Source organism: Pseudomonadota bacterium, from assembly GCA_039193195.1.
Classification (GTDB): domain Bacteria; phylum Pseudomonadota; class Gammaproteobacteria; order Steroidobacterales; family JBCBZW01; genus JBCBZW01.
The window spans coordinates 68,880-86,140 of sequence record JBCCWS010000004.1 but is presented as its reverse complement, the minus strand read 5'-3'; the positions used below and the strand labels follow the sequence as shown (position 1 = coordinate 86,140).

At 64.1% G+C, this 17,261-nt stretch carries 14 protein-coding genes and 1 other RNA gene; 5 read left to right on the top strand and 10 right to left on the bottom strand.

The window, feature by feature from the left end:
* Positions 1–77: 77 nt before the first annotated feature.
* The 8 genes from greA to hrcA all read right to left on the bottom strand — a co-directional run bounded on the left by greA (position 78) and on the right by hrcA (position 10,940).
* The gene (gene greA / locus AAGA68_05900) at positions 78–557 is read right to left on the bottom strand and encodes a transcription elongation factor GreA (GenBank protein ID MEM9384574.1); all 480 of its coding nucleotides are present in this window, start codon (positions 555–557) and stop codon (positions 78–80) included.
* Complete coding sequence (gene carB / locus AAGA68_05895) at positions 554–3,781, bottom strand: carbamoyl-phosphate synthase large subunit (protein MEM9384573.1); 3,228 nt, start codon at positions 3,779–3,781, stop codon at positions 554–556. The genes greA and carB overlap by 4 nt, the downstream gene beginning before the upstream one ends.
* Positions 3,765–4,913, bottom strand: coding sequence for a glutamine-hydrolyzing carbamoyl-phosphate synthase small subunit (carA, locus tag AAGA68_05890; protein MEM9384572.1), 1,149 nt, complete (start codon positions 4,911–4,913; stop codon positions 3,765–3,767). The genes carB and carA overlap by 17 nt, the downstream gene beginning before the upstream one ends.
* Positions 4,914–5,142: 229 nt before the next feature.
* Positions 5,143–5,985, bottom strand: coding sequence for a 4-hydroxy-tetrahydrodipicolinate reductase (dapB, locus tag AAGA68_05885; GenBank protein ID MEM9384571.1), 843 nt, complete (start codon positions 5,983–5,985; stop codon positions 5,143–5,145).
* Positions 5,969–7,117, bottom strand: a complete 1,149-nt coding sequence (gene dnaJ, locus AAGA68_05880) for a molecular chaperone DnaJ (GenBank protein ID MEM9384570.1) — start codon at positions 7,115–7,117, stop codon at positions 5,969–5,971. The genes dapB and dnaJ overlap by 17 nt, the downstream gene beginning before the upstream one ends.
* A 34-nt stretch (positions 7,118–7,151) precedes the next feature.
* Positions 7,152–9,083, bottom strand: a complete 1,932-nt coding sequence (gene dnaK / locus AAGA68_05875) for a molecular chaperone DnaK (protein MEM9384569.1) — start codon at positions 9,081–9,083, stop codon at positions 7,152–7,154.
* 82 nt (positions 9,084–9,165) lie between these two features.
* Entirely contained in the window at positions 9,166–9,786 is a 621-nt protein-coding gene (locus AAGA68_05870; protein MEM9384568.1) for a nucleotide exchange factor GrpE, read from the bottom strand.
* An 89-nt stretch (positions 9,787–9,875) separates the two neighbouring features.
* The gene (gene hrcA, locus AAGA68_05865) at positions 9,876–10,940 is read right to left on the bottom strand and encodes a heat-inducible transcriptional repressor HrcA (GenBank protein ID MEM9384567.1); all 1,065 of its coding nucleotides are present in this window, start codon (positions 10,938–10,940) and stop codon (positions 9,876–9,878) included.
* A gap of 227 nt (positions 10,941–11,167) precedes the next feature.
* Here hrcA and AAGA68_05860 point away from each other — a divergent pair, with 227 nt between their 5' ends.
* From AAGA68_05860 to bamE, 3 genes are all read left to right on the top strand, one after another.
* Positions 11,168–12,055, top strand: coding sequence for an NAD(+)/NADH kinase (locus tag AAGA68_05860; protein ID MEM9384566.1), 888 nt, complete (start codon positions 11,168–11,170; stop codon positions 12,053–12,055).
* Positions 12,056–12,069: 14 nt separating this feature from the next.
* Positions 12,070–13,752, top strand: a complete 1,683-nt coding sequence (gene recN / locus AAGA68_05855; GenBank protein MEM9384565.1) for a DNA repair protein RecN — start codon at positions 12,070–12,072, stop codon at positions 13,750–13,752.
* Between the two features lie 269 nt (positions 13,753–14,021).
* A complete protein-coding gene (bamE, locus tag AAGA68_05850) occupies positions 14,022–14,384 on the top strand; it encodes an outer membrane protein assembly factor BamE (GenBank protein MEM9384564.1) in 363 nt (120 codons plus the stop codon).
* A gap of 9 nt (positions 14,385–14,393) precedes the next feature.
* Here bamE and AAGA68_05845 read toward each other — a convergent pair whose 3' ends face one another.
* Positions 14,394–14,726: an RnfH family protein gene (locus tag AAGA68_05845; protein MEM9384563.1), complete on the bottom strand. Its 333-nt coding sequence runs from the start codon at positions 14,724–14,726 to the stop codon at positions 14,394–14,396.
* Positions 14,727–14,738: 12 nt separating this feature from the next.
* Positions 14,739–16,118, bottom strand: coding sequence for a sodium-dependent transporter (locus AAGA68_05840; protein MEM9384562.1), 1,380 nt, complete (start codon positions 16,116–16,118; stop codon positions 14,739–14,741).
* A gap of 105 nt (positions 16,119–16,223) precedes the next feature.
* On the opposite strand from AAGA68_05840, the gene smpB reads away from it, so the two are divergent.
* The gene (gene smpB, locus AAGA68_05835) at positions 16,224–16,709 is read left to right on the top strand and encodes an SsrA-binding protein SmpB (GenBank protein ID MEM9384561.1); all 486 of its coding nucleotides are present in this window, start codon (positions 16,224–16,226) and stop codon (positions 16,707–16,709) included.
* Positions 16,710–16,881: 172 nt separating this feature from the next.
* Positions 16,882–17,244: a transfer-messenger RNA gene (gene ssrA, locus AAGA68_05830) on the top strand.
* Positions 17,245–17,261 lie beyond the last annotated feature (17 nt).

Below are 17,261 nucleotides of genomic sequence, written 5' to 3'. Positions count from 1 at the left end.
CCTCAGCTATTGCCTTGCCTGGATCTTCGACCGCCACCCAACGGTGGATTCAGACAACACGAATAGCGCCGCGTACTTTAGAGGTACTCGACGCGCTCGATCTCGAAGACCCGAACGCCCCCCGGCGCCTGCACCTCGACCTCGTCGTCCTGATTCTTGCCGATGAGGGCGCGAGCGATAGGAGAACTCACCGAGATCAGACCCTGCTTTACGTCCGCCTCGTCCTCTCCGACGATGCGATAGACGCGTTTCTCATCTTCGTCTGGGTCGTACAGGTGCACCGTCGCACCGAACACCACGCGGCCGTTGTTGGTCATCTTAGTGACATCGATGATGTCCGCGAGGGACAGGGTGCTTTCGATCTCGGCGATGCGCCCTTCCATAAAGCTCTGTTGTTCGCGAGCCGCGTGATACTCGGCGTTCTCCTTCAGGTCGCCGTGCTCGCGGGCTTCGGCGATCGCCTCGATCACCCGCGGCCGATCCTCGTACTTGAGCTTGCGCAACTCCTCGCGCAGCAGCTCGGCGCCACGCGCCGTCAGGGGAACCTTCTTGGTCATTTCACCATCTCCCGGTGCAGATCCTGAAGGCGGTTGACCGCTGCGTCGTCGAGGTGATCGATCGCCAAGCAGGTCGCGCGCGCTGCGGACAACGTTGTGTAGTAGGTGACCTTGCGCAAGACCGCTTCGCGGCGGATCGACTGCGACTCACGAATGGCCTGCTTGCCCTCGGTTGTGTTGACGATCAAGCTGATGTCACCGTTCTTGATCGCGTCCACAATGTGCGGACGGCCTTCCATTACCTTATTGATTCGTTGGCATGGCAACCCTGCCTCGCCGAGCGCCTTGGCAGTGCCGGCCGTCGCCACCAGTTCAAAGCCGCGCTCGAGCAGCAGGCGCGCCAAGGCAATGGCGGCGGGCTTGTCCCGGTTGCGCACGCTGAGCAACGCCGCCCCGCCCCGGGGTACGACAACCCCGGAGGCGAGCTGTGCCTTCGCGTAGGCCTCTCCGAAGGATCCACCTGTGCCCATTACCTCGCCCGTCGACTTCATCTCCGGGCCAAGGATCGGGTCCGCCCCGGGGAACTTGGCGAAGGGGAACACGGACTCCTTCACCGAATAGTGCCGCGGCGCGTAGCGTAGGGGTACCCCTTGCGCCTTCAGGGACTGCCCTGCCATCACTCGCACGGCGACCTTCGCCAGGGGCTTGCCGATCGCCTTGGAGACGAACGGTACGGTGCGCGATGCACGAGGATTGACCTCGAGCACGTAGATGTCTTCGCCCTGTATTGCAAACTGGGTGTTCATCAATCCGCGCACGTTGAGAGCATTCGCGAGCATGGTCACCTGCTCCTCCAGTTGCTCGCATACGGCGTCACTGAGCGTCGCCGATGGCAAGGAGCAACCAGAGTCTCCCGAGTGCACACCTGCCTGCTCGATGTGCTCCATGATGCCGCCGATAAGCACATCCTCGCCGTCGTATACCGCGTCCACGTCCACCTCGACTGCCATGTCGAGGAAACTATCGAGCAGTACGGGGCTGTCGTTCGAGACGCGCACGGCCCACTGCATGTACTCAGCGAGCTCCTCGTTACTGAAGACGATCTCCATCGCGCGACCGCCCAGCACGTAAGACGGCCGCACCACCAAGGGGTAGCCCACCTGTGAGGCAGCTGCTAGGGCCTCTTCCACGGTTCTCGCGGTCTTGTTGCGCGGTTGCCGCAGGCCGAGCTCTTCGATGACCTGCTGGAAGCGGTCGCGATCCTCGGCCCGGTCGATGGCGTCCGGCGAGGTACCGATGATCGGTACCCCGGCTCGCTCCAGCGCGCGCGCCAGCTTCAGCGGCGTCTGCCCGCCGTACTGCACGACCACTCCCTTGGGCTGCTCTACGCGAACGATCTCGAGCACGTCTTCGAGGGTTAGGGGCTCGAAGTAGAGGCGGTCCGATGTGTCGAAGTCCGTGGACACGGTCTCGGGGTTGCAGTTGACCATGATGGTCTCGTAGCCATCCTCGCGCAGAGCCATCGCCGCGTGCACGCAGCAGTAATCGAACTCGATTCCCTGACCGATGCGGTTCGGGCCGCCTCCGAGGATCATGATCTTGCGCCTGTCTGTTGGCGCCGCCTCACACTCCTGCTCGTAGGACGAGTACAGGTAGGCCGTCGGTGAGGCGAACTCCGCGGCGCAGCTGTCGACCCGCTTGTACACGGGATGCACCCCTAGTGCGTTGCGCCGGACACGCACCGCGTCCTCGTCAGTGCCTAGCAAACGCGCAAGGCGGGCGTCGGAGAATCCGTCGCGCTTCAGGGCGCGAATCGCCGCAGCATCCAAGCTGTCTAGGGACTGGCTGCGTACGAAGCGCTCGTCGTCGATCAGCTCCTCCAGCTGGGCCAAGAACCACGGGTCTATCTGGCTCAGGGCCTGCACCTCATCGAAGCTGATGCCCACCCGCAATGCCTCGGCGACAAACCACAAGCGCTCGGGGCGCGCGATACGCAACTCGTAGCGAATCCTTCGCAGGGCGTCTTCGTCCACCTCGCCGCCGTCGATCATGTCGTCGAAGCCAGCCGCTCCCGTCTCCAATCCGCGAAGGGCCTTTTGCACAGACTCTTTAAAGGTGCGCCCGATCGCCATGACTTCGCCCACGGACTTCATCTGGGTGGTCAGGCTGGGGTTGGCCCCGGGGAACTTCTCAAAGGCGAAGCGCGGCACCTTGGTCACGACGTAGTCGATCGTCGGTTCGAAGGACGCGGGAATCGCATCGCCGGTGATCTCATTGCGTAGCTCGTCGAGCGTGTAGCCCACCGCGAGCTTCGCTGCTACCCGCGCGATCGGAAACCCCGTGGCCTTTGACGCCAAGGCTGAAGAACGCGAAACCCGAGGGTTCATCTCGATCACGAACATGCGCCCATCCGCGGGGTTTAAGGCGAACTGGACATTCGAGCCGCCAGTCTCCACGCCGACCTTGCGCAGCACCGCCAGCGATGCGTCGCGCATGCGTTGGTACTCCTTGTCCGTGAGCGTTTGCGCAGGGGCGATGGTGATCGAGTCGCCCGTGTGCACGCCCATTGGGTCGAGGTTCTCGATGGCGCAAACAATGATGCAGTTGTCGTTGCGATCGCGCACGACCTCCATCTCGTACTCTTTCCAGCCGAGCACCGACTCCTCGATCAGTACCTCCGTGGTCGGTGACAGATCCAAGCCGCGCTCGACGATCTCGACAAACTCCTCGCGATTGAAGGCCACGCCGCCACCGCTGCCCCCGAGCGTGAAGCAGGGACGTATCACCGTCGGGTAGCCTATGTTGGCCTGCGCCTCGAGCGCTTGCTCCAGGTTGTGGGCCATGTGCGAGTGAGGCGACTCGAGTCCTATCTCCGCCATCGCCCGGCGGAACAAATCCCGATCCTCGGCCATATCGATGGCCTCGGAGGAGGCGGCGATCATCTCCACTCCGTAGCGTTCGAGCACCCCCTCGCGCGCCAAATCCAAGGCGCAGTTAAGTGCGGTCTGCCCGCCCATAGTGGGCAGCAACGCGTCCGGCTGCTCCTTGGCGATCACGCGCGCAATGGCGGTCCAGTGCAGAGGCTCGATGTACACCGCGTCGGCGGTCTCCGGGTCCGTCATGATCGTCGCCGGATTGGAATTGACCAAGATGACCCGATAACCCTCTTCGCGCAGGGCGCGGCACGCCTGCGTGCCAGAGTAGTCGAACTCGCAGGCCTGCCCGATGACGATCGGACCAGCGCCGATGATCAGGATGCTCTCGATATCAGTGCGACGCGGCATCGGTGCCCTCCTCCATGGCCTTGGCGAAACGCTCAAAAAGAGGCCGTATGTCATGCGGCCCCGGACTCGCCTCCGGATGTCCTTGAAAACCGAAGGCAGGCACATCGACGAACTCGATGCCCTGCAGCGACTGATCGAAGAGGGATCGGTGGCTAACGCGAACGTTCGCTGGCAGGCTCTCCTCATCGACAACGAAGCCGTGGTTCTGGCTGGTGATGTACACGCGGCCGCTAGCGGTTTCTAGCACGGGGTGGTTCGCCCCGTGATGGCCGAACTTCATCTTTCGCGTGCGCGCGCCAGCGGCAAGGCCGAGCAGCTGGTGACCAAGGCAGATGCCGAAGGTGGGTAGGCCGCGTGCCAAGACCTCGCGAATGGTGCGTATGGCGTAGTCGCAGGGTTCCGGGTCGCCGGGGCCGTTAGAGAGGAAGATCCCCTGGGGCTGCAGATCGAAGATCTCCTGAGCGGAGGATTGCGCCGGCACGACGGTCACTTCGCACCCCGCGTCGTGGAGGAGCCGCAGGATGTTGCGCTTGACGCCAAAGTCGAAAGCCACGACGCGGTGGCGGCGAGTGGGTTCGGCCACCTGCTCGTCCTGCGAATGGCGCCAGGCGCCCTCGGTCCAGGAGTACGGTTCCCGCGTACTCACGACCTTGGCCAGGTCCATCCCGGACAGCCCGGCGAACTCGCGGGCCGAGGCTAGCGCGCGCGCCGTGGCCGCGCTGCCCACACCGTCGACGATGCACCCCGCCTGGGCCCCATGCTCTCGGATATGCCGAGTAAGTGCGCGCGTATCAACGTCGCTGATAGCCGTGACTTGTTGCTCGCGCAAGAACTCCTGCAGGGAACTCGTCGCGCGCCAATTGGAATGGCGCCTGGGCAGGTCACGTACGATCAGGCCGGCAGCCTGCACGTGGCCGCTCTCCATATCCTCGGGAGTCGCCCCCGTGTTGCCGATATGCGGCTGAGTCAGCGTGACCAGCTGGCGCGCATAGGAAGGATCGCTCAGGATCTCCTGGTAGCCCGTGCAAGCGGTGTTGAACACCACCTCGCCAACAGCCTCGCCAGGCACACCGCCTAGGCGGCCGCAAAACACCGTGCCATCTGCCAAAGCCAGCGTTGCAAGCTGATTCAAAACACGTCTCCTCCGTGGAAGGGGATGGGCGGCACCGGCGCGCTCTCGCGTTTCGCATCGGCCTGTCAACTAGCCGGGCATACGAAAGCGGGAGGACCCCGGATGGAGCCCTCCCGCACTGATTCGCTCAGGTACGTCGCGCGGCGACATCCTGAGGAGTGGATGATACGGCAGCACCGCCGATGGCGCCAGAGAAGAGCGTTACAAGGCTGCCTGGACGCCGGCCGAACTAGAGGCTGAGCACGTCGCTCATCTGGTAGCGACCTGGTGGCCGTCCGACCAGCCAGCGCGCCGCGAGAACGGCACCGCGCGCAAAGCCGTCGCGGCCGCCGGCGCGGTGAGTCAACTCCAAGCGCTCGCCGTCGCCGGCGAAGGTCACCGTGTGCTCACCGGCGACGTCGCCACCCCGGCTCACCGCCATCCCGATCGTGCCCGCCCTGCGCTGTCCGGCACGATCTGCTTTCGGCACGTCTAGGGGGTCGCCGCGCGCGGCAGCGATCTCCTCCGCGAGCATCCACGCTGTCCCTGAGGGGGCGTCGCGCTTGCTGCGGTGGTGCCACTCGTGGATCTCCGCGTCGTAGTCCGCAGCGGATAGGTGGGTGGCGACGGTGCGCAGCGCCAAAGCTAGCAAGTTGACCCCGAGGCTCATATTCCTGCCGTGAAGGATGGCAACGCGCTGTGCGGCCTCGTCGAGCGCGGCCGTGGCGGCAGCGTCAAGACCCGTCACACCGCTCACCAACGCACAGCCCGCGCGGGCGCAGGCGGTTGCGTAGGCGGGGGTGGCTGCGGGCAGGCTGAAATCGATGGCGACATCGGCATGGGCAATCGCATCAGCAGGTTTGTTCACCGTCGCTACTGCGCCGCCCGTCTCCGCGGGGAGTGCAAACAATTCGCCTAAGGACTTTCCGAGGGCTACGCTCTCACGCGAAACGCAGGCGCCCGCGAGTTGGACCCTGGGGTGCTGGGCGGCGATAGCTCGCGCCACCGCCGCTCCCATCCGACCAGACGCGCCGAACAGCGCGATACGTACTGGTGCAGACGTAGGTTCGCTCAGATCAGGACCGGAGGTCATCGAAGAATTCTTTCACGCCGTCGAGCCAGCCGCGAGATCGGGGGCTATGGCGCCCCGTATCCTCCTGCAGGGACTCATCGAACTTGCGTAGTAGATCCTTCTGATGGCCCGTAAGGTTGACGGGGGTCTCTACGGTGACGCGGCAGTAGAGGTCTCCTGTACCGCCTCCGCGCACTGGACGTACGCCCTTTCCACTCATGCGAAAGACGCGTCCTGCCTGCGTTCCCACTGGTACCTTCAGCGAAACGGGCCCAGACAGTGTGGGCGCTTCCACCTGCCCACCGAGCACGGCCGTCGCGTAGGACACGGGAATCTCGCAATGAAGGTCGCGCCCATCGCGAGTGAACAAGGGGTGCTCCTTGGTGCGGACCTCGACGTAGAGATCGCCCGGCGGGCCGCCATTGCGCCCAGTCTCGCCTTCGCCCGACAAGCGAATTCGATCGCCGTCATCGACTCCCGCAGGCACCTTGACGGAGAGTCTACGCACATGTTCGACGCGGCCGGTGCCGTCACAGGTCCGACAGGGATCGGTAATGCGCACGCCGCGGCCACCGCAGCGCGGGCAAGGCTGCTGCAGCGAGAAGAACCCTTGCTGAACGCGCACTGTGCCGCGTCCGCCGCAATAGTCGCAGGTCTCCAGCTCGCTGCCTGGCTCTGCCCCTGCCCCGTCGCAGGTCGGGCACTGCTCTGTCGTTGGCACCTCAATCTCTACGGTGGTGCCGAAAGCGGCCTCTTCCAGCTCGAGCTCGAGGTCGTAGGCGATGTCCGCACCGCGCATGACACGCGACCTTCGCCCGCCTCCGCCGCGACGGGCACCGCCGCCGAATACGTCACCGAAGATCTCGTTGAACACGTCGTTGAGATCCTCGAAGCCGCCGCCGCCGCCACCACCGGGGCCGCCCATGCCCCCGTTAAGGGCAGCATCACCGAAGCGGTCGTAAGCTGCCCGCTTCTCGGCATCGCTAAGCACGTCGTAAGCCTGTTTGACCTCTTTGAAGCGGTTCTCAGCCTCTGCATCATCCGGATTGCGATCCGGATGATGCTTCATCGCGAGGCGCTTGAAGGCCTTGCGGATCTCGTCCGCGGTGGCGGTGCGCGAGACACCGAGCGTTTGGTAGAGATCTGCTGCCATCTAGTTAGTCGCCCCGCCTTACCGCTTAATCGGCCTACTTGCGCTCTTCCGTCTTGAGCTCTTCGAACTCCGCGTCGACCACATCTTCCGCGTCGGCCTTGGCGCCGCCCTCGGCAGTCTCTTCGGCCGCCGCCTCACCGTCACCCTCGGTAGCGGCGTAGGCACGCTGCGCGATGTCGCCGGACGCCGCCGCCAGCGCCTGAGTCTTCTCCTCGATGGCGTCCTTGTCATCGCCTTCGATAGCGGTCTTGAGCTCGGCGATCGCCCCGTCGATCTTGCCCTTCTCCTCCTCGCTGACCTTGTCGTCACCGAGTTCCTTTATGGCCTTCTCGACGCCGTTGACCATCGTCTCGGCCTGGTTGCGGGCGTCGACGAGCTCACGGAACTTGCGGTCTTCGTCAGCGTGCAGCTCAGCGTCCTTCACCATCTGCTCGATCTCTTCATCGGACAGACCGCTGGATGCTTTGATGACGATGTTCTGTTCCTTGCCCGTCGCCTTGTCCTTGGCCGACACGTTGAGGATACCGTTGGCGTCCAGGTCGAAGCTCACCTCGATCTGAGGAATGCCGCGTGGAGCCGGCGGAATATCCGACAGGTCGAACTTGCCGAGGGACTTGTTGTCGTCCGCGCGCTCGCGCTCACCCTGCAAGACGTGAATGGTCACGGCCGTCTGGTTGTCATCGGCGGTGGAGAACACCTGCTGGGCCTTGGTCGGGATCGTCGTGTTCTTCTCGATCAGCTTGGTCATGATGCGACCCTGCGTCTCGATGCCGAGCGACAGCGGCGTCACATCGAGGAGCAGCACGTCCTTCACGTCGCCGGCGAGCACGCCCGCCTGGATCGCGGCACCGACGGCCACAGCCTCGTCGGGGTTCACGTCCTTGCGCGGCTCACGGCCGAAGAAGTCCTGCACCGCGTCCTGCACCTTAGGCATGCGGGTCTGACCGCCGACCAGGATGACCGCGTCCACGTCCTTCACGCCGAGACCGGCGTCCTTCAGGGCGATCTTGCACGGCGCCATCGTGCGCGTGATCAGATCGTCCACCAAAGACTCCAGCTTGGCACGACTCAGCTTGATGTTGAGGTGCTTCGGTCCGGAGGCATCAGCGGTGATGTACGGCAGGTTGACCTCCGTCTGCTGCGAGGAGGACAGGGCGATCTTGGCCTGCTCTGCCGCGTCCTTCAGGCGCTGCATGGCCAGGGGATCCTTGCGGATGTCGATGCCCTGGTCGCTGTGGAAGCTGTCCGCTAGGTAATCGATGATGCGCTTGTCGAAGTCTTCACCGCCGAGGAAGGTGTCACCGTTGGTGGCCAGTACTTCGAACTGGTGCTCGCCGTCTACTTCGGCGATCTCGATGATGGACACATCGAAGGTGCCGCCGCCGAGATCGTACACCGCGATCTTCGAGTCACCGCGCTTTTTGTCCATGCCGTAGGCAAGGGCCGCTGCGGTGGGCTCGTTGATGATGCGCTTGATTTCCAGGCCGGCGATCTTGCCCGCGTCCTTGGTGGCCTGGCGCTGGGAGTCGTTGAAGTAAGCGGGCACGGTCACGACCGCCTCGGTGATCGTCTCACCCAGGTAGTCCTCGGCCGTCTGCTTCATCTTCATGAGCACGCGCGCCGAGACCTCGGGCGCTGCCATCTTCTTGCCCTGGGCCTCGACCCAGGCGTCGCCGTTGTCCGCCTTGACGATCTTGTAGGGCACCAGGTCGATGTCCTTCTGCACCACGTCGTCTTCGAAGCGACGACCGATCAGGCGCTTGATGGCGAACAGGGTGTTCTCAGGGTTGGTGATGGCCTGGCGCTTTGCCAGCTGGCCGACCAGCACCTCGTCGTCCTTGAAAGCGACGATGGAAGGCGTCGTGCGATCGCCCTCGCTATTTTCGATGACCTTGGCCTGGCCGCCTTCCATGACGGCGACGCAGGAGTTGGTGGTACCAAGGTCAATACCGATGATCTTGCCCATGTGTAAGTCGCTCCGCTCTATGCGATTTGGTTCAAAACTAGCAATTAGATGAGGGCGTTAGCGGCGGCTTCAAGCCGCGCGGTCAGCCCTCGTCGTCGGGGGTGGGTGCGTCGTTGGTCGGTGCCGGGGCCGGCTTGCCCACCATCACACGAGCGGGCCGCAGCACCCGGTCGTGTAGCAGGTAGCCCTTCTGGATGACCGCTATGACCTTCTCTTCGGTGAGATCGGGCACTTCCTGCATGGCCATGGCTTCGTGCTGGCGAGGATCGAAGGGCGCATCCGCTGGATCGATCACCGTGAGGCTGGCTTTCTCGAAGGCCTGCTCGAGCTGGCGCAGCGTCGCTTCCATGCCTTCCTGGAGAGACTCAACGGTGGGTTCGGATGCCGCGGCGGCTAGGCCCATCTCCCGGCTGTCCTTTACGTTCAGCATGTCACCCGCGAAGCGATCGACCGCGAACTTGCGCGCCTTCTCCTCGCGCTCTACGGCGCGCTTGCGCAGGTTTTGCAGCTCGGCGGCCTCGCGTAAGAACTTGTCGTGATTTTGCTGAGCCTCCTGGCGTGCGCTGTCACGTTCCTGGCGCAGCACCTCACGCTCGTCGGCGCTGCCCGGCGCGGGAGCGCCGGCGGCGGCGGTGCCTTCCGCGGTCCCTGCCGCCTCGACAGAATCGGGCGTCGCTCCGCCCGGGGTGGACTCGTTCGTCATCCCTCACTCCAAAAATTCGACGCAAGCCTGCCCGTCCCTCGGATCCCTTCAAGACCCGTCGAGCGGCCGGTGCAGGGCGAGGTGGAGATTCAGCCGCCGGATTTCAAGGCGGCGCCGAACAATCGTGCCGTGATATCCACGATGGGGATGACTCGCTGGTAGGCCATGCGGGTGGGACCGATGACACCGAGCACCCCAACGACTTCACCGTCGAGCGTGTACGGCGCGCTTACCACGCTACAGCCGTCTAGGAAATTGTGGCCCGATTCCTGGCCGATGAAGATTTGAACGCCGTCGGCCGTGAGGCTCTGATCGAGCAGGTGAAGCACGTCCTGCTTGCGGGTGAAGGCCTCGAAGAGCTCGCGCAGGCGCTCCGTGCTGGACAGCTCCTGAAAGCCCATCAGATTGGTCTGGCCAGCGAGCACGTAGTCGCCGCCGGTGCTTGCCTGTTCACCGCCGTCCAAAGCGCGATGGGCAATCTGGATGGCATCGAGCATGGCCGCATTCATGGAATCACGCGCCGTCTGGAGCTCCTCGATCAGCGCTTGGCGCACCTGCATGAGGTCCTTGCCAGCAAACTGCTCATTGAGGTAGTTGGCGGCGCGACGCAGCTCCGACTCGGAGTACTCGCGATCGAGCTGGAGGATCCGGTTCTGCACCTCCTTGGAGTTGATCACGAGGATCGCGAGGATGCGACTGCCCGAGAGCGGCAGGAACTCGATCTGGCGGAGGGATGCGTGGCGCGTGACCGGCAGAGACACGATACCCGCCAGGTGGGTGATGTCCGACAGCAGGCTCGATGCGGAGTCGGCGAGTTGGTCACGGGAGGCGAGATCCGGATCCAGAGCGCGCTGAAGGCGATCGAGCTCTAGCTGGTCAGGCGGACTCACGGTGACCAGCGTGTCCACGAACAATCGGTAGGCCTTGGCCGTGGGCACACGGCCGGCGGAGGTGTGAGGCGAATCTACATAGCCCATCTCCTCGAGATCGACCATGACGTTGCGGACGGTGGCGGCACTCAAGGACAGGTCGGAGTTGCGTGACAGGGTGCGCGAGCCGACTGGCTGCCCTTCACGAATGTGCGACTCGACCAGCGTCTTCAACAGCCGGCGAGCACGCTCACTCAGTTCGGGGTTATCGTTAGGGTCGCTCATGTTGCTCCGTGCTGCTCAGGCCTGCCGCCTCGTTCGCCCCGGGTCCCTGGGGGACACTAACGCCGCTGCCGCGCGAGTCGCTGGGACGTTATTCGCGTCCATGCAGCGCGTCAAGCAACTGCTGAGCATAAGTCATGGTGCCCGGGGTTGCCCGCACAGCCCCGTTGAGCGGTGGTGTTGGTGCCGCGTTGCGCCTAGACTGCGCCTCTCGACGATTCCCGGTGGTTATGGTCAACCGTTTCAATCAAATAGCGCTGCTCGGTCGCTACGAGGACGAACGCGTCGGCGCCCCAATGGAGGCCCTTGCCCGGCATCTGCGGGGGCGTGGCGTCACGGTTCGCGCTGAAGATGCCGTCGCCCACCACATCGGCGCCTTGGCGAGTGGAAACGCCGAACGCACGGTCGCCGAGGCGGACCTCGCAATCGCTATTGGCGGCGACGGCACCATGCTCTATGCCGCCCCGCTGGTAGCCCGTCACAACGTGCCCATCCTCGGCGTCAATCGGGGCCGCCTTGGATTTCTCGCCGACCTCGGTCCCGAAGAGATGGTGGAAGGCGTGAACGACGTGCTAGCGGGGCGCTACACGGTGGTCACGCGACTCATGCTCAACGCCTACCTGCCCGGCAGTGCGAACCCGGCTGGCATTGCGCTCAACGATGTAGTTCTGCAAAAGGTCGACGTCGGCCGCATGCTCGAGTTCGAGACCTGGATTGACGGCGGCTTCGTCAACACGCACGGGGGCGACGGCTTGATCGTCGCCTCGCCCACAGGGTCTACGGCGTACGCGCTGTCGTGCGGAGGCCCAATCTTGGCGCCGCAGCTAGATGCCATGGTGCTCGTGCCGGTTTGTCCCCACACGCTCAGCGACCGACCGATCGTGATCCCGAGCGGCCAAACCGTGGAGCTACGCCTCGGGCACCGGCGCGAGGGCGATGCGCAGGTCACCGCCGACGGCCACCTACTCGGCCGCCTGGGGCCGGGCGAGTCTCTGCGCATCGGCGCGGCGGAACAACGCGTCACCCTCATCCATCCCCCACGTCACGACTACTATCAGATGCTGCGCCAGAAACTGCGCTGGGGCCGTGGCCGCCACGCACGCCCCGGCGACGTCTAGCAGCGAGACCGACCGTGCTCGTAGAGCTGCACATTCGCCACTTCGCGATCATCGACGAGCTCCACCTCGAGCTCGGCCCTGGCCTCACGGTGATGACCGGTGAGACCGGCGCTGGCAAGTCGATCCTGGTCGACGCACTGGGGCTGATCGCCGGCGGACGCGCCGATGCAGGGATGATCCGCCACGGCGCTGAGCGCGCCGAGATCACCGCCAGCTTTGCGATCGCGGCGCAGTCGGCAGTCGCCGCCTGGCTTGAGCATCACGACATCGCCGCGGAGGACGGTGAGTGCGTGGCGCGCCGTGTGATCACGGCCACTGGACGCTCGCAGGCCTACCTTGGGGCAAGCCGAGTTCCTGCCGCGACCCTCGGCAGCTTCTGCGAGCAGCTCCTCAACATCCACGGGCAACAGGCTAATCAGGGGCTGCTCCAGCGCGCCACTCAGCGGCGCGCCCTAGACATGCTCGGCAAGCTAAGCACGCCCGCGGCCCAGCTGCGCACTCGCTGGGAACGCTGGCGCCAGGCCCGCGCTGCACTCGATGACCTGCTGGCCCAGCAGGAGACGCTCAGTCAAGCCGATCTCGAGTTGCTGCACCATCAGGTGCAAGAGCTCGAAGCCCTCGCCGTCCAGGACGGGGAGGTCGAGAGCCTTGAGGCCGAGTTGCGCGTGCTCGGCTCGGCTGGCGAGGTCATCCAGAACGCCGAGCTTGCACTCGCCGCGCTCAGTGCTGAGCCCTCGGGGGCCAACGAAGCTCTCGCCAAGGCCAGCCGCGAGCTGAAGGCCGGTGCGAGCGTCGATCCGCGCCTCGGCGATATCGCTCAAGTACTCGACGAGGCGCAGATCCAGCTAACGGAAGCTATCGGCTCACTCGAGCGCTACCTTACTGACATCGACGCTGACCCGGAGCGCCTAGCAGCCGTCGAGCAGCGCTTGGGCTCCATCGATGACATCGCGCGCAAGCATCGCGCACGCAGCAGTGAGCTGGGGGAAGTACTGGACCGCCTGAGCACGCGGCTCGCCGCCAGCCAGGACATGGAAGGTACGCTGCGCGACGCCGAGGAACGCCTCGGCGGCGCCGACCGAGCCTATCGCAAGGCGGCACGTACGCTCCACGAGGCGAGGCGCAAGGCTAGCCGGAAAGTGCAGCAGACGGCGCAAGGGATCATCCGGTCGCTCGGCTTAGGCAACGCTACGTTTCAAATCGGGGTGCACCACCAGGAAGACGGCACGCCCACTAGCCATGGTCTGGACGATGTCACTTTCGGGATCAGCACTAACCCCGGTCAGCCGCCCGGCCCTTTGGACAAAGTCGCCTCCGGGGGCGAGCTCTCGCGCATCGCGCTCGCCCTCGAAGTGCTCGCCGCCGAGAGCTCAGTGGTGCCCTGCCTCGTCTTCGATGAAGTCGATACGGGGGTTGGCGGGGGCGTGGCTGAGATCGTTGGCCGTTGCCTGCGTCAACTTGGCGCATCGCACCAGGTTCTATGCGTTACCCATTTGCCGCAGGTGGCCAGTCAGGCACATCACCACCTTCGCGTGACCAAGCAGGTGAAGTCGGGGCACACGAACACCCGCCTCGAGGCCTTAGAGCACGACGATGCTATCAATGAGCTAGCTAGGATGTTAGGTGGCGTGGAGATTACGGCAACGACGCGAGCCCACGCGCGGGAGATGCGCGAGCAGGCGCAGGAGGGCATCTAGCTCGCGCACGTAGTGTGCTCGGGTAGGTTGGCGTCGTCGGCCCGAGCTGGCGGCCCACGCGTCTCCGACCGGGGGGACCCGGCACCCAAAACGCCCAGCCTGGTACAAGGGGGAGGTGACGTCCTGCGCAAATCAGTGCCCGCGTCTCCGCGTCTCTCCTCGGCCGTTGCGCGATGGCGGCAGCTCACCACCCGCCGCCGGCGCCCGTGGAACGAAGCCCGTCCGGCAGGGTCCCAGCGCAGACCGAGGTCCTGTATATTCGTGCGCCTATGAACGACCGACTGTCCCACTTTCCGCGAAGCGAGCACCGGTCTCGCCCCGCGGCAATCGCCTTCGGCGCGGCACTAGCGCTGCTCCTGCTGCAGGGTTGCGCCTACCGCATCACCATCCAGCAGGGCAACTTCCTGGATGAGGAGCTGATCAACCAGGTGGAAATGCAGATGTCGCGCAAACAGGTGCAATTCCTGCTGGGCACGCCGATGATCGAAGACCCCTTCCACGCCGAGCGTTGGGACTATTTGTATTACGTCATCAGCGGACGCCGCCGACGCGTTGAGCAAGGCCACTTCGTGGTCTACTTCGAGGACGATCGTGTGAGCAACGTCGAGCGCTTCACCGACCCCAAGGGCTGATCTGTCGTGTCAGCGCCGCGGCTTGCGCACCTGGCCGCCCGACATTGTCTCTCCGGAGGCCACGCGCCGTCGTCGATTGCTCTTCGGGTCCACCTCCAGAGGGCGGTAGATCTCCACTCGGTCGCCGTCGGCCAACACCATCGCCCCGTCGATCTGATGCCCGTAGACACCCAGGGGAGCACGCTCGATCGCGTGCTCGGGTAAGGCCTGCTTCAGCCCAGAGCGTGCCACCGCCTCCTGCGCAGTACTCCCTTTCGGCAGTTTGAGCGCGACGCGGTGCTGCACGTCCGGCAGCGCGAATACGACCTCCACGGCGATCAACTTCTCTTCCTGCTCGCTCATTGCGACCCACGCTCAGGTGGTGATGCCCGGCGTTGTGACCGCGTTGAGAAACACGATCGCTACGCCCGCCGGCGCCACGAAGCGCGCGAGGAAACGCCAAATCGAGTAGGCAATAGGCGAGACGTCGTCATCCAACTCCTCGGCGCTGGAGTTCCCGCACATTACCCAGCTCGCGAACCAGGTGATCGCCAAACCCACCAGGGGCAGCAGAATGTTGACGGTTACGTGCTCGAGATTGTTGTAAAGCGTGCCCTGCCAAAAGCGCACCTCCGCCAGCATGTTGAAGGAGAAGATTGTCAGCAGGCCGAGTGACCAGACCACCGCGCCTAGGCCGATCGTTGCCCACGCGCGCGGTACGCGCGTGGTCTCCGTAAGCCACGCCACTGCCGGCTCTAGCAGGCCGATGGCCGAGGTGAGCGCCGCCGTCGTCAGCACCACGAAGAAGAAGGCGCCAAACATGGCCCCCAGCTCCATGCGACCGAAGGCGAGAGGTAGGGTCTCGAACACGAGCCCAGGTCCCGCCGCTGGGTCTAAGCCAAAGGCGAATACCAGAGGAAACACCACCAGGGTAGCCAGTAGCGCAACGAGCGTATCTACCATCACAACGGCGACGGAAGTGGCGGTAATCGACGCGTCCTTAGGCAGGTAGGCGCCGTAGGCCATCACCGCGCCCATGCCGAGGCTCAATGTGAAGAAGGCATGCCCCAAGGCCACCAGGGCACCTTCGGCGCTGAACTGCTTGAAGTCGGGCTTGAACAGAAAGCGAATCGCCTCACCGAGCTCTCCGGTGCTGGCAGCGAAGCTAACCAGAATGAAGAGCAAGAGCAGCAGCAGCGGCATGAGGATTCGTACCGCCCGCTCCAGGCCATCGCGGACGCCATTGGCCACGATCAAGATCGTGATCCCCATGAACACCGTGTGCCAAAGGATCAGGCGCGGCCAATCGCCGGTAAGTGCCTGGAAGCTGGCGGCCACCACCTGCGGCTCACTGTCCGTGAAGCTCCCGCGCGCCGTTTGCACGACGTACTCAAGCGACCACCCTGCCACCACCGAGTAGAAAGAGAGAATCACGAACCCGGAGATCACACCCGCAAGACCCACAAGGCGCCACCAGTGGTTGCTCGCCTCCTCTTCCCCAAGCAAGCGCATGGTGGCGATAGGGTTGCGTCGCCCGCGACGGCCCAGCATCACCTCGGACACCATCATTGGCAGGCCGATGGCGAACACGCAGAGCAGATAAAAGAAAACGAAGGCGCCGCCGCCGTACTCGCCGGCAATGTATGGAAACTTCCAGAGGTTGCCGAGACCGACTGCCGACCCGGAGACCGCAAGCACGAAGGCGGTGCGCGAAGACCAGAGCCCTTGAAGGGAGGTGCGGGAATTTGCAGACATGACGCCTGACGGCAGTGTCGTGGGTGTCGGCCGCAGCCAGGTGACGGCGGATTCTGCGCCTTTTGCTGCGGAGTAACAACTGGCTGCCCGGCGTATACTTCCGCCATGGCTGGAAAGAAAAACAAAGGGGGCGCGAAGGCGCCGTCCCGGGTCATTGCGCGCAACAAGCGCGCCACCCATGACTACCACGTGGAGCGCCGCTTTGAGGCGGGCCTGTCGCTTCTGGGTTGGGAGGTGAAGAGCCTCCGCGAGGGGCGTGCGCAGATCACCGAGAGCTACGTGCTGCTCAAGGATGGCGAGGCGTGGTTGTTCGGAGCACGCATTTCACCGCTGCTGTCCGCCTCGAGCCACGTGATACCAGATCCAGGAAGATCGCGTAAGCTGTTGATGCACAGACAGGAACTCAACTCCCTAATCGGCTCTGTTGAGCGCAAGGGATACACGCTGGTTCCCCTTCAGCTTCACTGGAACAACGGAAAAGTAAAGCTGGAACTTGGGCTTGCGATCGGCAAGAAGAAACACGACAAGCGAGCAGCGGAAAAGGACCGAGATTGGCAGCGGGACAAGGAGCGCCTAAAAATCTCTAGATAACAATAGCTTAAGAGCTTAATCTCAGATGCTTCTCATGCCAAGCCGGTCCTGGCGTTGATCCGGCGGGCAGTGGGCGACCCCCTGCGGTGTCTCCAATCCGACCCCACTACTCCTCCAATCTCGTGGCCGAACGCTTGAAATGTGTGCGCAGCGCCCTAAGCTAGCAGGCACTGGGGGCGACCTGGCTTCGACGTGGGTCGCGAAACTCCGGGTGCATGCCGAGGTGCAGAGTGCCTCGATAAATACGCTGCAAATCGATTAGTTGCCAACGACGACAACTACGCACTCGCTGCCTAAAAAACAGTAGATTGCCTTTCGCCCCTCGCGTGCCTGTGCGCGGTGGAATCGAGAGTCATTTTTCACAGGATCGCGCCAACGTTTGTTCAGGGCGAAACGCGTTAAACCCCTACTGGACTGGCTAGTGGTTTTCCCTGCTCATCGGGTAGCTGCTCGCGAGATCAAAAGGTGAGATAAGCATGTAGAGCTCGGGGCAGAGGGCTTGCGGACGCGGGTTCGATTCCCGCCGCCTCCACCATCTTTGCGAACCAGGCC

What these genes read in the sequence shown, in the direction of transcription:
- greA (MEM9384574.1), bottom strand. Translation starts at nt 557, where the DNA reads ATGACCAAGAAGGTTCCCCTGACGGCGCGTGGCGCCGAGCTGCTGCGC.
- carB (MEM9384573.1), bottom strand. Translation starts at nt 3,781, where the DNA reads ATGCCGCGTCGCACTGATATCGAGAGCATCCTGATCATCGGCGCTGGT.
- dapB (MEM9384571.1), bottom strand. Translation starts at nt 5,985, where the DNA reads ATGACCTCCGGTCCTGATCTGAGCGAACCTACGTCTGCACCAGTACGT.
- dnaJ (MEM9384570.1), bottom strand. Translation starts at nt 7,117, where the DNA reads ATGGCAGCAGATCTCTACCAAACGCTCGGTGTCTCGCGCACCGCCACC.
- dnaK (MEM9384569.1), bottom strand. Translation starts at nt 9,083, where the DNA reads ATGGGCAAGATCATCGGTATTGACCTTGGTACCACCAACTCCTGCGTC.
- AAGA68_05870 (MEM9384568.1), bottom strand. Translation starts at nt 9,786, where the DNA reads ATGACGAACGAGTCCACCCCGGGCGGAGCGACGCCCGATTCTGTCGAG.
- hrcA (MEM9384567.1), bottom strand. Translation starts at nt 10,940, where the DNA reads ATGAGCGACCCTAACGATAACCCCGAACTGAGTGAGCGTGCTCGCCGG.
- AAGA68_05860 (MEM9384566.1), top strand. Translation starts at nt 11,168, where the DNA reads ATGGTCAACCGTTTCAATCAAATAGCGCTGCTCGGTCGCTACGAGGAC.
- bamE (MEM9384564.1), top strand. Translation starts at nt 14,022, where the DNA reads ATGAACGACCGACTGTCCCACTTTCCGCGAAGCGAGCACCGGTCTCGC.
- AAGA68_05845 (MEM9384563.1), bottom strand. Translation starts at nt 14,726, where the DNA reads ATGAGCGAGCAGGAAGAGAAGTTGATCGCCGTGGAGGTCGTATTCGCG.
- AAGA68_05840 (MEM9384562.1), bottom strand. Translation starts at nt 16,118, where the DNA reads ATGTCTGCAAATTCCCGCACCTCCCTTCAAGGGCTCTGGTCTTCGCGC.
- smpB (MEM9384561.1), top strand. Translation starts at nt 16,224, where the DNA reads ATGGCTGGAAAGAAAAACAAAGGGGGCGCGAAGGCGCCGTCCCGGGTC.